This is a genomic window from Mycobacterium sp. E796 (genome assembly GCF_001672815.1).
Lineage (GTDB): Bacteria > Actinomycetota > Actinomycetes > Mycobacteriales > Mycobacteriaceae > Mycobacterium.
The window spans coordinates 1-14,881 of record NZ_LZKK01000349.1 but is presented as its reverse complement, the minus strand read 5'-3'; the positions used below and the strand labels follow the sequence as shown (position 1 = coordinate 14,881).

Genomic DNA, 14,881 nt, shown 5'->3' with positions numbered 1-14,881 from the left:
GAAAAATCGGCGCTGCATGTTGAGCACCAACCGAGTGTGCCACTAAGGGCCGTAACCACGCAAAAAGGGTCCTAGTGAACATCAACGTCAGCCGCGAAGCCCAGACATCCGATTCACCCCGGCACGGTTCGATGCTCACGCCGTTCGCTCTATGGTGAAAACCGTGCTCACAAAAGTATTGGTCGCTAACAGGGGCGAGATCGCCATCCGCGCCTTTCGGGCGGCCTACGAACTGGAAATGGCCACCGTGGCGGTCTATCCGTACGAAGACCGCAATTCTGTGCACCGACTGAAAGCCGACGAGTCGTATCAGATCGGCGAGGAGGGGCACCCGGTGCGGGCCTATTTGTCGGTTGACGAGATCGTCGCCACCGCCCTGGCGTGTGGAGCGGACGCGATCTACCCCGGGTATGGATTCCTTTCGGAGAATCCAGACTTGGCGGCGGCGTGCGCGGCCGCGGGCATTACGTTCGTCGGCCCGAGCGCTGAGGTGCTCGAGCTGACGGGCAACAAGTCGCGGGCTATTGCGGCGGCGAGGGCGTCGGGTCTTCCGGTGCTGGCCTCCTCTGCACCCTCGACATCAGTGGACGAGCTGGTGTCGGCCGCCGAGTCCATGGCCTTCCCTCTGTTCGTCAAGGCGGTGGCCGGCGGAGGCGGCCGCGGGATGCGCCGAGTTACCGACGCGGCGGCGCTGCCCGAGGCAATCGAGGCGGCAAGCCGCGAGGCCGAGTCCGCCTTCGGCGATGCCTCGGTGTTCCTCGAGCAGGCCGTGCTCAACCCGCGGCACATCGAGGTGCAGATTTTGGCCGACACCCGGGGCAACGTGATGCACCTCTACGAGCGGGATTGCAGCGTCCAACGCCGGCATCAGAAGGTCATCGAAATCGCACCGGCGCCAAACCTGGATCCCGAATTGCGGGAGCGCATCTGCGCGGACGCGGTGAAGTTCGCACAGAGTATCGGCTATACATGCGCAGGCACGGTCGAGTTTTTGCTAGACGAGCGCGGCAACCACGTGTTCATCGAGATGAACCCGCGCATCCAGGTCGAGCACACCGTCACCGAGGAGATCACCGACGTCGACCTGGTGTCCGCCCAGCTGCAGGTTGCCGGGGGGCAGACCCTGGAACAGATTGGCTTGAGCCAGGATTCGCTCGTCCCGCACGGCGCGGCGCTGCAGTGCCGCATCACCACCGAGGATCCGGCCAACGGATTCCGTCCGGACACGGGTCGAATCACCGCCTATCGCACCCCGGGTGGGGCGGGAATTCGGTTGGATGGCGGAACGACGCTGGGGGCGGAGATCAGTGCGCACTTCGATTCGATGTTGATCAAACTGACCTGTCGGGGCCGGGATTTTTCCACGGCCGTGCGGCGTGCGCGGCGCGCGGTTGCGGAGTTCCGCATCCGCGGCGTGTCGACGAACATACCCTTCCTGCAATCGGTTCTGGACGATGCGGATTTCCAGGCCGGCCGTATCACGACGTCGTTCATCGAGCAGCATCCACAGCTGCTCACGGCGCGCAGTTCGGCGGACCGCGGCACCAAGATCCTCACGTACCTGGCCGACGTAACGGTCAACAAGCCGCACGGTGAGCGCCCCTCGGCTGTGTACCCGAACGACAAGCTCCCTGACATAGACCTGTCGGCGGATCCGCCAGCAGGATCCAAGCAGCGCCTGATCGAACTTGGGCCGGAGCGGTTCGCGGGGTGGCTACGCCAGTCGTCGGGCGTCCGTGTCACGGATACCACGTTCCGTGACGCGCACCAGTCCCTGCTGGCCACGAGGGTGCGCACCAGCGGGCTGGTCATGGTGGCGCCATACATCGCCCGGATGACGCCCCAGCTGCTGTCGGTCGAATGCTGGGGCGGGGCGACATACGACGTCGCGCTGCGCTTTTTGAAGGAGGACCCGTGGGAGCGGCTGGCGGCCTTGCGTGAAGCGATGCCCAACATCTGCCTGCAAATGCTGCTGCGCGGGCGCAACACCGTTGGTTACACGCCCTATCCCGAGATCGTCACGACGGCATTCGTCGAGGAGGCTACGGCGACCGGCATCGACATTTTTCGGATCTTCGACGCGCTGAACAACGTCAACTCGATGCGCCCCGCGATCGACGCGGTTCGCGAGACCGGTACCGCCGTAGCCGAGGTGGCCATGTCCTACACGGGCGATCTCAGCGATCCGGCCGAAAAGCTTTACACCCTGGACTACTACCTGAAGCTGGCCGAACAGATTGTGACGGCGGGCGCACACGTGCTGGCGATCAAGGACATGGCCGGGCTGTTACGCGCCCCCGCCGCGACCACGCTGGTTTCCGCGCTCAGGAGTCGGTTCGACCTGCCGGTGCACGTGCATACGCACGACACCCCCGGTGGGCAATTGGCGACCTACGCGGCGGCCTGGCACGCCGGGGCCGCTGCCGTCGACGGCGCAGCTGCGTCGCTGGCCGGGACCACCAGCCAGCCGGCACTGTCCTCCATCGTGGCCGCCGCAGCGCATACCGAATACGACACCGGCCTGTCCCTGGCCTCCGTGTGCGCACTGGAGCCGTATTGGGAGGCGTTGCGCAAGGTGTACGCGCCGTTCGAATCCGGGCTGCCGGCCCCGACAGGGCGGGTGTACCGCCATGAAATCCCGGGTGGGCAATTGTCTAACCTGCGTCAGCAGGCGATCGCGCTGGGTTTCGGTGACCGGTTCGAGGAGATCGAAGACGCATACGCCGGGGCCGATGCCATCCTCGGGCATCTGGTCAAGGTGACCCCGTCGAGCAAGGTGGTCGGGGACTTGGCGCTGGCGCTCGTCGGCGCAGGCGTCAGCGCGCAGGATTTCGCCGATGACCCGGCGCGTTACGACATCCCGGACTCGGTCATCGGTTTCCTGCGTGGGGAACTTGGTGACCCGCCCGGCGGTTGGCCCGAGCCTTTACGCACCAAGGCATTACAGGGTCGCGGTCCGGCGAAGGCGGAGCAACAGCTGTCAGCCGATGATGAAAAGGCGTTGGCCGCAAGGGGTACCGACCGCCAGGCAACGCTGAATCGGCTGCTGTTCCCTGGACCGACCAAAGAATTCGAGGACCATCGTGAGCAATACGGCGACACCTCCCGGCTGACCGCCAATCAGTTCTTCTATGGACTTCGGCAGGGGGACGAGCACCGTGTCGAGCTGGAGCGCGGTGTGGAGTTGCTCATCGGTCTAGAGGCGATTTCCGATGCCGACGAACGCGGCATGCGGACAGTGATGTGCATCCTCAACGGGCAGTTGCGTCCGGTCGTGGTGCGTGACCGCAGCATCGCCGCCGATGTGCCGAATGCCGAGAAGGCTGACCGTAACAATCCGGATCACGTCGCGGCCCCATTTGCCGGGGTCGTCACCGTGACTGTGGCCATCGATGAGGAAGTCGCTATGGGACAGACGATTGCGACGATCGAAGCGATGAAGATGGAGGCTGCCGTTACTGCTCCGAAGGCGGGCAAGGTCGCACGGGTAGCGGTGTCTCACACTGCACAAGTCGAGGGTGGCGACCTTTTGGTGGTTATCAGCTAACGGCCGGGGAGTCCGGCACCGATGGTCGCGCCGCGCCGGAGGCCCTGGCCAGCGAGGTCGTCGGCGGGCGGCGGTAAATTTGGACCGACATGAGTGTGCACGCGACCAGTAGTACTGATGCCAAGTCCGCCCCCGAAGCAGAGCAGCTGCTCGACGGGCTCAACCCGCAACAACGTCAAGCGGTGGTGCACGAGGGTTCGCCCCTGTTGATCGTCGCGGGCGCGGGCTCGGGCAAGACGGCCGTCCTGACCCGGCGCATCGCCTACCTGATCGCGGCGCGGGGCGTCGGCGTCGGCCAGATCCTGGCGATCACCTTCACCAACAAGGCCGCCGCGGAGATGCGCGATCGGGTGGTGCGGCTGGTGGGCCCCCGGGCCCGCGCAATGTGGGTGTCCACGTTCCACTCGACCTGCGTGCGCATCCTGCGCAACCAGGCGTCGCTGATCAAGGGCCTCAACTCCAACTTCTCCATTTACGACGCCGACGACTCGCGGCGCCTGCTGCAGATGATCGGCCGCGACATGGGGCTCGACGTCAAGCGCTACTCGCCGCGGCTGCTGGCAAACGCCATCTCCAACCTGAAGAACGAACTCATCTATCCGGACGAGGCCGTCGCCAACCTGACCGACGATTCCGACGAGTTGAGCCGCACGGTGGCCTCCGTGTACGGCGAATACCAGCGGCGGCTGCGGGCGGCCAACGCGTTGGACTTCGACGATCTGATCGGGGAGACCGTCGCGGTGCTTCAGACCTTCCCCGAAATCGCGCAGTACTACCGGCGGCGATTCCGGCACGTGCTGGTCGACGAATACCAGGACACCAACCACGCGCAGTACGTGCTGGTCCGGGAATTGGTCGGCACCGAGACCGTCGACGACGTGCCGCCCGGCGAGCTGTGCGTGGTCGGCGATGCCGACCAGTCGATCTATGCGTTCCGCGGCGCCACCATCCGCAACATCGAGGACTTCGAGCGCGACTACCCCGACGCGAGAACCATTCTGCTGGAACAGAATTACCGCTCCACGCAGAACATCCTGTCGGCCGCCAACTCGGTGATCGCCCGCAACTCCGGGCGCCGCGAGAAGCGGTTGTGGACCGACGCCGGCGCCGGCGAGCTGATCGTCGGCTACGTCGCCGACAACGAGCACGACGAGGCCAGGTTTGTGGCCGAGGAGATCGACGCGCTCGCCGAGCGCGGCGAGATCACCTACAACGACGTGGCGGTGTTCTACCGCACCAACAACTCGTCGCGGTCGTTGGAGGAGGTCTTCATCCGCGCCGGGATCCCGTACAAAGTCGTTGGGGGAGTGCGGTTTTACGAACGCAAGGAGATCCGCGACATCGTCGCCTACCTACGAGTGCTGGACAACCCCGGTGACGCGGTCAGCATGCGGCGCATCCTCAACACGCCGCGCCGGGGGATCGGGGATCGCGCCGAGGCGTGCGTGACGGTATACGCCGAGAACACCGGCGCCAGCTTCGCCGACGCGCTGGTGGCCGCGGCCGAGGGCAAAGTGCCGATGCTGAACACGCGCGCGGAGAAGGCGATCGCGGGTTTCGTCGAGCTGCTGGACGACCTGAGGGGCCACCTCGACGACGACCTCGGCGACCTGGTCGAGTTGGTGCTCGAGCGCTCCGGATACCGCAACGAGCTGGAGTCCTCCACCGACCCGCAGGAGCTGGCCCGGCTGGACAACCTCAACGAATTGGTCAGCGTCGCACACGAATTCAGCGCCGATCTAGCCAACGCGGCCGCGCTCGACGAGTCGGCGCCCGAGGACGAAGACGTGCCGGACACCGGCGTGCTGGCGGCGTTTCTGGAGCGTGTCTCGCTGGTCGCCGACGCCGACGACATCCCGGAGCACGGCGCCGGCGTCGTCACCCTGATGACGCTGCACACGGCGAAGGGTCTGGAGTTCCCGGTGGTGTTCGTCACCGGCTGGGAGGACGGGATGTTCCCCCACATGCGGTCGCTGGACGATCCGACCGAGCTTTCCGAGGAGCGGCGGCTGGCCTACGTCGGCATCACCCGGGCGCGTCAGCGTCTCTATGTGAGCAGGGCCATCGTCCGGTCCTCGTGGGGCCAGCCAATGCTCAACCCGGAATCGCGCTTCCTGCGCGAGATTCCGCAGGAGCTGATCGACTGGCGGCGCAGCGCACCCGCGCCGTCGTTCAGTGCCCCGGTGAGCGGCGCCGGACGGTTCGGCGCGCCGCGGCCGTCGCCGACCCGCTCGGGCGCAGCCAAACGTCCGCCGCTGGTCCTGCAACCCGGCGATCGGGTGACTCACGACAAGTACGGGCTCGGCCGGGTCGAGGAGGTCTCCGGCGTCGGCGAATCGGCCATGTCACTGATCGATTTCGGCAGCGCGGGGAGGGTGAAGCTGATGCACAACCACGCCCCGGTCAGCAAGCTTTAGGCCTGCAGCCAGCGTTTGGTCTGCGGGTGAAACGCCAGCACCACGCTGGCGACCGGCAGTAGCCACAGGGTGTAGACGATCCACGCCACCCGCGCGCCCGCGATGAACACGCCCCCGTAGGTCAGCACCGCGACCACCGCCCCGGCTGCGATGAGGTAGCGCCCCACCGGCCGATGCTGCAGCAGCAAGATCACGCCCGAGACGGTGGTGATCGCGAACACCAGCGCCAGAAATGCGACCGCGATGCAGAACAGGCGGTCGGTTCGCCACCACCCGGCGATCAGGTCGGTGGCCACCACGGACGTCGCCCAGCCGCTGACGATGCTGACCGCGGCGGCGGCGACGGCGGTCCGGCCGCTCGGTTCGGGGCCCGGCAGAACCCGGGGTCGGGCGGGAGTTGCCTGGTACGGGGGTGGCTGCGGGGGGATCTGCGTGGTCGGCGACTCCGGCACAACGGGCATCGGCCCGGTCGGTGCGCGGCGAATGATCCGAGTCTGCGATTCCGAGGGCGGTGTTGCGGTCTCGGGTGGTGGGGCAGGCGGGTCGTTCGGCGAAGTCACCTCAGCCAGCGTAATTGCCGACGTTAAGTCCCCGCTTTGCGAGCCACGGCACTGGGTCGATCCGCTCCGTGCCGCCCTGCAGCACCTCGAAGTGCAGGTGCGGTCCGGTGGAATTGCCCCGGTTGCCCATCGTGGCGATCTGGTCGCCGGCCATGACGCGCTGGCCGACGCTGACCAGCGTCGTGTTGACGTGGCCGTAGAGCGTGACCGTGCCGTCGGCGTGGCGGAGCTTGACCAACGCGCCGTATCCGGCGGCCGGCCCGGAGTCGATGACGACGCCGTCGGCCACCGCGTAGATCGGTGTGCCGATCGAATTGGCCAGGTCGATTCCGGCGTGCAGCACACCCCAGCGGTAGCCGAAGTTCGAGGTGAAGATCCCCCTCGTCGGCATCACATAGAGCGGTTGCTGCAACCGTGCCTCGCGCTGCGCGCGATCGTTGGCGAAGGCCACGCCCCGGGCGAACTCCTCGTTGTGCACCGCGGCATTCGCCGCGGGCGCGACCGCGATCACCTGGGCGCCGCGGACGGTGTTCGGCCCCGTCCCGCCGTCGAGCGCCGACGCATTGGCCGTCAGCACGGCCTCCGTCTTGGGGGTGTCGGCGTGGCTGGTCGCCGTGTGGGCCGCCGCGGCGGCCGCGCCGGCCGCCATCGCGGAGATCAGCAGGCGGCCCCTGGCCGCGCTGGTCGGCTGCTTGCGGTGCTGCCCGCCCCGCCGGACCACCGGGATGACGTCGGTGATGTCCGAGTGGTTGGGACGACGCTCTTCGATGCCGGGAGCGTCGGGCTGAAACCGCGCCGGGATCGGCACGGCGGCGGGCGCGGCCAGCAACAGCGGGGCCAGGTCGTCGACGTCGTGCAGGTCGTCGAGCTCGGGCGCCAGCAGCACCCGAGCCTCGTTATCGAAGGTCGAGTCGTTGCTGAAGTCCAGGTCGTCGAGATCAGCCGACTCGTCGGCGAATTCCAGGTCGTCGAAGTCGAATCCGTCGAGCGGAAGGATCTCGGTGACTTCGTTTCGGTGGGTCTCCGTCCACCGACCGCCGGCTGCGCGACCGACCCTCACGACGCCGGTTGACACGGCAGAATGACGGGCTAAACGGTGCTGCGACAAGCTGAATTGTCCTCGTATCGTGACCATAACGTTATCTGGACCCTAGGAAGGTATCCGCTAACCGACGGGCCTTGCAACCTCGGGCTAAGAAGCCAGCCGATATTGTGATTCGCATCACTTTGGAGGCGTGCCGGTATGCCGTGAGCTGTGCCACAACGGTGGACGCGACGGTAGCAGGGATTCGGCGGGTGGATACAGTGCCAGCGTGCGAGTTGCCGATTCCGGCGCCGCCGCCAACGTATGGGCCTAGCAGCAAGCCGACCGAAGACAGTGAGGCCATGGACCTTTTCGAGTATCAAGCCAAAGAATTGTTCGCCAAGCACAACGTACCCAGCACGCCCGGGCGAGTGACCGACACCGCCGACGGCGCCCGGGCCATCGCCGAGGAGATCGGCCGCCCGGTAATGGTCAAGGCGCAGGTCAAGATCGGCGGTCGCGGCAAGGCGGGCGGTGTCAAGTACGCCGCCACCCCGGAAGACGCGTACGAACACGCCAAGAACATCCTCGGCCTGGACATCAAGGGCCACATCGTGAAGAAGCTGCTGGTCGCCGAGGCCAGCGACATCGCCGAGGAGTACTACATCTCCTTCCTGCTCGACCGCGCCAACCGCACCTACCTGGCGATGTGCTCGGTCGAGGGCGGCATGGAGATCGAGGAGGTGGCCGCCACCAAGCCCGACCGCCTCGCCAAGGTGCCGGTGAGCGCCGTCAAGGGTGTCGACGTGGCGACCGCGCGGTCCATCGCCGAGCAGGGCCACCTGCCGGCCGAGGTGCTCGACGCCGCCGCCGTCACCATCTCCAAGCTGTGGGAGCTTTTTGTCGCCGAGGACGCGACCCTGGTGGAGGTCAACCCGCTGGTGCGCACGCCGGACGACCGGATCCTGGCGCTGGACGGCAAGGTCACCCTGGACGCCAACGCCGACTTCCGCCACCCGGACCACACCGAGTTCGAGGACCGCGAGGCCACCGACCCGCTGGAGCTGAAGGCCAAGGAACACCACCTCAACTACGTCAAGCTCGACGGCCAGGTCGGCATCATCGGCAACGGCGCGGGCCTGGTGATGTCGACCCTCGACGTCGTCGCGTACGCCGGGGAGAAGCACGGGGGCGTCAAGCCGGCCAACTTCCTCGACATCGGCGGCGGCGCCTCGGCGGAGGTGATGGCCGCCGGGTTGGACGTGGTCTTGGGTGACCAACAGGTCAAGAGCGTGTTCGTCAACGTCTTCGGCGGCATCACGTCGTGCGACGCGGTGGCCACCGGCATCGTCAAGGCCCTGGAAATCCTCGGCGGCGAGGCCAACAAGCCGCTCGTGGTGCGTCTCGACGGCAACAACGTCGACGAGGGCCGTCGCATCCTGACCGAGGCCAACCACCCGCTGGTGACGCTGGTGGCCACGATGGACGAGGCCGCCGACAAGGCCGCCGAGCTGGCGAGTGCCTGAAAGGACTTGGAACAGTGTCGATCTTTCTGAACAAGAACAACAAGGTCATCGTCCAGGGCATCACCGGCAGCGAGGCCACCGTGCACACCGCCCGAATGCTCAAGGCGGGCACCCAGATTGTGGGCGGTGTCAACGCGCGCAAGGCGGGCACCACCGTCACGCACGAGGACAGGGGCGGCCGGATCACCAAGTTGCCGGTGTTCGGCAGCGTCACCGAAGCGATGGAAAAGACCGGCGCGGACGTGTCGATCATCTTCGTGCCGCCGAAATTCGCCAAGGACGCCATCATCGAGGCCATTGATGCCGAGATCCCGCTGCTGGTCGTCATCACTGAGGGAATTCCGGTGCAGGACACCGCATTTGCGTGGGCCTACAACGTCGAGAAGGGCAGCAAGACGCGCATCATCGGGCCGAACTGCCCCGGCATCATCACTCCGGGCGAGGCGCTGGTGGGCATCACCCCGGCCAACATCACCGGTTCGGGTCCCGTCGGGCTGGTGTCCAAGTCCGGCACGCTGACCTACCAAATGATGTACGAGCTGCGCGATTTCGGGTTCTCGACGTCCATCGGCATCGGCGGCGACCCGGTGATCGGCACCACCCACATCGACGCCATCGAGGCCTTCGAGAAGGACCCCGACACCAAGGTCATCGTGATGATCGGTGAGATCGGCGGCGACGCCGAGGAACGCGCGGCCGACTACATCAAGGCCCACGTCTCCAAGCCGGTCGTCGGATACGTCGCGGGGTTCACCGCGCCGGAGGGCAAGACGATGGGCCACGCCGGCGCCATCGTGTCCGGCTCGTCGGGCACCGCGGCCGCCAAGAAGGAGGCCCTGGAGGCGGCCGGCGTCAAGGTCGGCAAGACCCCGTCGGAGACGGCCGCGCTGGCCCGGGAGATCCTCGGCAGCCTGTAGAGCTCTTCGGCGAGCAGACGCAGAATCGCACGCCGCTACTCGGATTTGTGCGATTCTGCGTCTGTTCGCGCTGGATCAGGCGGCATCATAGGCCCGGTAGCCCGTCGACGCCGTTGAGGCCGAGCAGTCCGCCGGTGCCACCCTGGCCGGCGAGGCTGCCGAGCACGGGAGCGGTGCCGCCATTGCCGCCGTTGCCGCCGTTGCCGATCAGCACGGCGTTGCCGCCGTTCCCGCCGGCGCCGCCCGTTCCTGCGAAGGCGGTGCTGTTGCCTCCGTTGCCGCCGGCACCGCCCTGGCCGAACAAGATGCCGGTATCGCCGCCGCGCCCGCCGACGCCGCCGAAGCCGGCGCCGCCGACTGAGCCGCCCACACCACCGGCGCCGCCGGAGCCGGACAGCACGCCGCCATGCCCGCCGGCCCCGCCGAACCCGCCGTTGAACCCGGTGCCGCCGGAGCCTCCGGCGCCGCCTGTGCCGTTGAGGAAGCCGCCGGCGCCGCCGGTCCCGCCGGTCCCGCCGCCACCCGCGGGGGCGAAGCTGGTGCCGCCGGAGCCGCCGTCGCCTCGGTGATGGCCGCGTCCCAGGCCGTGCGGTCGGGGTAGTCGCCGAGGCGGACCGTGAACGCCGGCAACGACGCCGCCGCCGCGACCTCGGTGGCCCGACATTCGCGATCCACGCCGACCGCGACTATGCGCGCCGGATAGTCACCCGTGGCGGCTTCGATGAGCGAGCCCAGCAACGAACCGGTGCCGGAGGCCAGCACCACCACCCGCGCCGGCGCGCTCGGGGGCACGTGAAGCGGTTGGGGCACAACGGGGAGCCTAGTCGGGCGACGATGCGCGCCGGCACGGCGCGCTGAGAAGCCCGACAATCAGACCTAGTCGGGCGTCTGGTCGTCCTCGGCGGCCGACTCACGGGCCGGCTCGTCGTCCTCGCTGACCGTCGGCCCCTCCTCGACCGACTCGCCGGCCGGCTCGTCGTCGATCTCGTCCTCTGGGTCCTCGAACAGCACCGGCTCCTCGACCGGCGCGGCTCTCGGTCGCCGGGGCCTCCTGAGCCGGATGGGGCGGATCCCGCCGGCCATCACCACGGTTATCCAGCCCACCACCGCGAACCAGAAGAACACTCCGATCAGCAGAGCCCCCTGGTCGACGCCGACGTCACCGAAGTTGCCCAGCCGGCCGCTGCCGCCGTAAGCCAGCAACGACATCACCAGCGCGCCGGCGACCGCGGCGACCAGCAGTTTTGCCAGCGCCGGCAGCAGGGGCAGCGCGTGCCGGGCGCATTGTTGTCCCACCGCAACACCGGACGAGGCGCCCACGATGAGCAATGCGACCCAGACCGGGCCCAAGGGGGGCGTGGGCGCCGCGGCCAGGATCGGCAGCGCGGGCATGTCGCCGCCGAACACGGTGAACGGACTGAACGTCGCGAAACCGAGGTGCGCCGAAGACCCGACCGCAACCGCCGACGTCCCGACGATGACGTTGGGCGCGTACAGCACCGACAGCACCGTGAGGCTGAACTCGCCGAATATCGAATCGGTGATCCCGTAGAGCTCTTGCATCGTCGACCAGTGCACGACCAGCGAGCCCGCGGTCACCAGGCCGGAAAGCCCGAGCAAGGCCAGCACGCCGGCGACCGCCGCGCGCAGCGAATCACCGAGCCAATTGGGCAGCGGTGATGCCGCCAGCGCGCGCCGCCCCACCCGCGACCACACGCCGATCGCGGCGCCGATGGCGTGCACCACGAGCACGCCGCCGAACGCCCGCAGGGCGCTGGGCGTCTGCAGCTCGGTGATCACCGACGACGCGTCGTGGATGACCGCCAGCGCGATCGCCGCCATCAGAAGGGGCCCGCCCAGCGCGGAGGCGATCACCCACCGGACGACCAGCCATGACGAGGTGGGAGACGTCGCCCGCGCGCTGGTGCGCGCGGTGCCCCACACCATCAAGAGGACGGGCAGCAAGGGCAGCACGCCCAGTTCGCGGCCACCGATCGAGATCGGCACCTGGTGCACCGCGAGCCACATGCTGGCGATGGCGCCCGGCGCACCGGTCATGTCGCTGTTGGCGATCAGCAACTGCAGCAACGTGACCGCGGCGATGATGCCCAATGCCACTACGGCCGGCGCGAACGCCACCCGGACAAGGTCGCGCGCCTGGCGAGCGCCCGGCGCCCGGTTGCCCGCGCTTTCCGACACCCTTGTCACTCTTGGCGCACGTGCCCGACTACGCGCGTGAGCGCACGCTTAGGCCGGTGCCGCCGGGCCGGACGACGGCGCCTGCGGCTGCTCCTGGCCGCCGGTGTGGCTGGGTTGCTCGGCCGGGGCCGAATTCGTCTGCGACTCGTTGGACGACGGCGGCGGGCTGAAGCTGGGGAAACCGGTGGGTGGCGTCGACGGTCCCTGGTGATGCTGCGCCGTCGGCTGGGCCCCCGACTGCGGCGAGGGCTGCGCACCGAAGCCGCCGGTCGACGTCGGGATCGCCTGCTGGGTCACGTCCTGGTTGGACGGATAGCCCCCGTACGGTGCGCCGTACCCGGAAGGCCGCGGCGACTCCTGGTGTCCCGCGTGCTGCTGGCCGTAGTACGACGGTTGCTGACCGTACTGCCCGTACTGGCCGTATTGACCGTATTGGCCATACTGCGCGTACGGGTCGTACTTGGGCCGCGGGGCCGGGGCAGTGATGACGCCGGCGTCGAGCAGCAACGCACCGATGGCGGCGATCGCCTGGAAAATGCTGCAGGCCACCAGAGGCCACATCGCCCAGCCGATCGCGAAACCTGCGGGCGTGTTGACGGTCTCGGTGATGGCCAACAGCGCACCCAGCGTCGCGATCACCGCGACGATTCCCACGTAACTCTTGGCCTTGGGCAGCAGGCTGATTGCGGCCAGCAGGGAAGCCAGCACCGCGACGATGACCGCGGTGCCGGCATCGCCGGCGCGTCCACCGCCCGGGCCCAGGTCGGCGCCGATGGTGAACGTCGGGCCGAAGTTCAGCAGATACACCGCGATGCCGAGCACCACGACCGCGACGTTCAGGATCCGCGGAAGCTTGCTTTCGCCGTCGTCGGTCTTGGCGAACGACGGTGTGCTGCCCGCGTAGGAGCCGCCGGGCTGCTGGGGTTGATATCCGGGGCTACCGGGCGAGTAGGTCATGACTCCTCCTGTTGCTTCCCGTGGTCTTGAAGTGTCTCGGCGGTGTCACATTCAAGCGCGACGCGGTGCCGCTGGGCGCGCCGCTTCGAAACACCTTCCCCATGTTGCGCAGCGGCACGATCGATCACCCACGCTAGCGCACGTCGGGGCGGCCGTGCCGGGACGCCGCGCCTGCGCAGCTTGCCCCGCATCGGTAGAACACGTTCTAATCCTGTGCATGGATTACGGGCTCGTGCTTTTCACCAGCGATCGTGGCATCTCCCCGGCGGCGGCCGCCAAGCTTGCCGACGACAACGGCTTCCACACCTTCTACGTGCCGGAACACACGCACATCCCGGTCAAGCGCGAGGCGGCCCATCCGACGACGGGCGACGCGTCTCTGCCGGACGACCGTTACATGCGCACGCTAGACCCGTGGGTAAGCCTGGGCGCGGCATGCGCCGTCACATCGCGGGTGCGGCTGTCGACCGCCGTCGCACTGCCCGTCGAGCACGACCCGATCACGTTGGCGAAAAGCATTGCCACCCTTGACCATCTGTCGGGGGGCCGCGTCAGCCTCGGCGTCGGGTTCGGGTGGAACACCGACGAGCTCGCCGATCATGGCGTGCCGGCCGGGCGGCGCCGCACCATGTTGCGCGAGTACATCGAGGCGATGCGGGCGTTGTGGACGGAAGAAGAGGCCGCCTACGACGGCGAATTCGTCAAGTTCGGTCCCAGCTGGGCGTGGCCGAAGCCGGTGCAGCCGCACATTCCGGTGTTGGTGGGCGCGGCCGGCAATGAGAAGAACTTTAAGTGGATCGCGCGCAGCGCCGACGGCTGGATCACCACGCCGCGCGACTTCGACATCGACGAGCCGGTCAAGCTGCTGCAGGACACCTGGGCCGCCGCCGGGCGCGACGGCGCCCCGCAGATCGTCGCGCTCGACTTCAAGCCGATCCCCGAGAAGCTGGCGCGCTGGGCCGAGCTGGGGGTGACCGAGGTGCTGTTCGGCTTGCCGGACCGCTCCGAAGAAGAGATCGCCGCCTATGTGGAGCGGTTGGCCGGCAAGCTGGCCGCCGCGGTCTAGCCAAACCCCAGCGGCTCGCGCACCCGAGCCGATACGATTTGCTCCTTCACGCCGGCCGGTGCCGGCCCGGGCGATTCGGGTTCGCCCGGCGCGCCGCGGCGTGGTGGAGGTGTCCCATGTCGTTCCTCATCGCGACGCCGGAACTGGTGACAGCGGCCGCAACGGATCTGGCGAATATCGGGTCGACACTCGGCGCGGCGAACTCCGCCGCGGCGGCCACGACAACCGAACTGCTGGCGGCCGGCGCCGACGAGGTGTCGGCAGGCATCGCGGCGTTGTTCGGCGCGCAGGGCCAGGCCTATCAGGCGCTCAGCGCCCAGGCGGCCACCTTCCACGCCCAGTTCGTGCAGCTGCTGAGCGCCGGCTCCGCGTCGTACGCGGCCACGGAGGCGGCCAGCTCCTCGCCATTGCAGGCCGTCGAGCAGGAAATCCTCGGCGTGATCAATACGCCCACCCAGGTGCTGTTCGGCCGCCCGCTGATCGGTAACGGCGCCAACGCGGCGCCGGGCAGCGGCGCGGACGGCGCGCCCGGCGGATTCCTGATCGGCAGCGGCGGCAACGGCGGCTCCGGTGGCGCCACCCACCCGGCCGGCGGCAACGGCGGGGCCTGGTGATGTCGACCCTCGACGTCGTCGCGTACGCCGGGGAGAAGCACGGGGGCGTCAAGC

General features: G+C 68.2%; 10 protein-coding genes and 3 pseudogenes. 7 read left to right on the top strand and 6 right to left on the bottom strand.

Annotated elements, in window-relative coordinates; translation table 11 throughout:
- Nucleotides 1–163 precede the first annotated feature (163 nt).
- The gene (locus tag A5706_RS28570) at nucleotides 164–3,547 is read left to right on the top strand and encodes a pyruvate carboxylase (RefSeq protein ID WP_068138910.1); all 3,384 of its coding nucleotides are present in this window, start codon (nucleotides 164–166) and stop codon (nucleotides 3,545–3,547) included.
- An 89-nt stretch (nucleotides 3,548–3,636) separates the two neighbouring features.
- Entirely contained in the window at nucleotides 3,637–5,964 is a 2,328-nt protein-coding gene (pcrA, locus tag A5706_RS28565) for a DNA helicase PcrA (RefSeq protein ID WP_068138844.1), read from the top strand.
- Here the strand turns inward: pcrA and A5706_RS28560 are convergent.
- The gene (locus A5706_RS28560; protein ID WP_197518019.1) at nucleotides 5,961–6,524 is read right to left on the bottom strand and encodes a hypothetical protein; all 564 of its coding nucleotides are present in this window, start codon (nucleotides 6,522–6,524) and stop codon (nucleotides 5,961–5,963) included. The two genes, pcrA and A5706_RS28560, sit on opposite strands and share 4 nt — an antisense overlap.
- 1 nt (nucleotide 6,525) lies before the next feature.
- Nucleotides 6,526–7,632 carry a M23 family metallopeptidase gene (locus tag A5706_RS28555; protein WP_068138905.1) on the bottom strand — a complete coding sequence of 369 codons (1,107 nt, stop codon included), beginning with the start codon at nucleotides 7,630–7,632 and terminating at the stop codon, nucleotides 6,526–6,528.
- Nucleotides 7,633–7,910: 278 nt separating this feature from the next.
- Here A5706_RS28555 and sucC point away from each other — a divergent pair, with 278 nt between their 5' ends.
- Together sucC and sucD are read left to right on the top strand one after the other, a co-directional pair.
- Nucleotides 7,911–9,074: an ADP-forming succinate--CoA ligase subunit beta gene (gene sucC, locus A5706_RS28550; RefSeq protein WP_068138839.1), complete on the top strand. Its 1,164-nt coding sequence runs from the start codon at nucleotides 7,911–7,913 to the stop codon at nucleotides 9,072–9,074.
- A gap of 14 nt (nucleotides 9,075–9,088) precedes the next feature.
- Nucleotides 9,089–9,991, top strand: a complete 903-nt coding sequence (sucD, locus tag A5706_RS28545) for a succinate--CoA ligase subunit alpha (protein ID WP_068138837.1) — start codon at nucleotides 9,089–9,091, stop codon at nucleotides 9,989–9,991.
- 85 nt (nucleotides 9,992–10,076) lie between these two features.
- On the opposite strand, the gene A5706_RS33870 is transcribed toward sucD, so the two are convergent.
- The 4 genes and pseudogenes from A5706_RS33870 to A5706_RS28530 form a co-directional block, all read right to left on the bottom strand.
- Nucleotides 10,077–10,655, bottom strand: a complete 579-nt coding sequence (locus tag A5706_RS33870) for a hypothetical protein (RefSeq protein WP_068138834.1) — start codon at nucleotides 10,653–10,655, stop codon at nucleotides 10,077–10,079.
- A pseudogene (locus A5706_RS32680) lies at nucleotides 10,541–10,801 on the bottom strand (phosphoribosylglycinamide formyltransferase); the annotation flags it as partial. The pseudogene A5706_RS32680 and the gene A5706_RS33870, both read right to left, overlap by 115 nt.
- A gap of 66 nt (nucleotides 10,802–10,867) precedes the next feature.
- Nucleotides 10,868–12,199, bottom strand: a complete 1,332-nt coding sequence (locus A5706_RS28535) for a DUF6350 family protein (RefSeq protein ID WP_068138830.1) — start codon at nucleotides 12,197–12,199, stop codon at nucleotides 10,868–10,870.
- 39 nt (nucleotides 12,200–12,238) lie between these two features.
- Nucleotides 12,239–13,147, bottom strand: coding sequence for a DUF5336 domain-containing protein (locus A5706_RS28530; RefSeq protein ID WP_068138826.1), 909 nt, complete (start codon nucleotides 13,145–13,147; stop codon nucleotides 12,239–12,241).
- Between the two features lie 217 nt (nucleotides 13,148–13,364).
- On the opposite strand from A5706_RS28530, the gene A5706_RS28525 reads away from it, so the two are divergent.
- The 3 genes and pseudogenes from A5706_RS28525 to A5706_RS35375 form a co-directional block, all read left to right on the top strand.
- Nucleotides 13,365–14,213 carry an LLM class F420-dependent oxidoreductase gene (locus A5706_RS28525; protein WP_068138823.1) on the top strand — a complete coding sequence of 283 codons (849 nt, stop codon included), beginning with the start codon at nucleotides 13,365–13,367 and terminating at the stop codon, nucleotides 14,211–14,213.
- A gap of 116 nt (nucleotides 14,214–14,329) precedes the next feature.
- A pseudogene (locus A5706_RS35070) lies at nucleotides 14,330–14,821 on the top strand (PE family protein); the annotation flags it as partial.
- Nucleotides 14,818–14,881, top strand: a pseudogene (locus A5706_RS35375) (hypothetical protein); the annotation flags it as partial. The pseudogenes A5706_RS35070 and A5706_RS35375, both read left to right, overlap by 4 nt.

Coding starts and splice junctions, on each gene's coding strand:
- pcrA (WP_068138844.1), top strand. CDS start 3,637: ATGAGTGTGCACGCGACCAGTAGTACTGATGCCAAGTCCGCCCCCGAA.
- sucC (WP_068138839.1), top strand. CDS start 7,911: ATGGACCTTTTCGAGTATCAAGCCAAAGAATTGTTCGCCAAGCACAAC.
- A5706_RS33870 (WP_068138834.1), bottom strand. CDS start 10,655: ATGTCGGGCCACCGAGGTCGCGGCGGCGGCGTCGTTGCCGGCGTTCAC.
- A5706_RS28530 (WP_068138826.1), bottom strand. CDS start 13,147: ATGACCTACTCGCCCGGTAGCCCCGGATATCAACCCCAGCAGCCCGGC.
- A5706_RS28525 (WP_068138823.1), top strand. CDS start 13,365: ATGGATTACGGGCTCGTGCTTTTCACCAGCGATCGTGGCATCTCCCCG.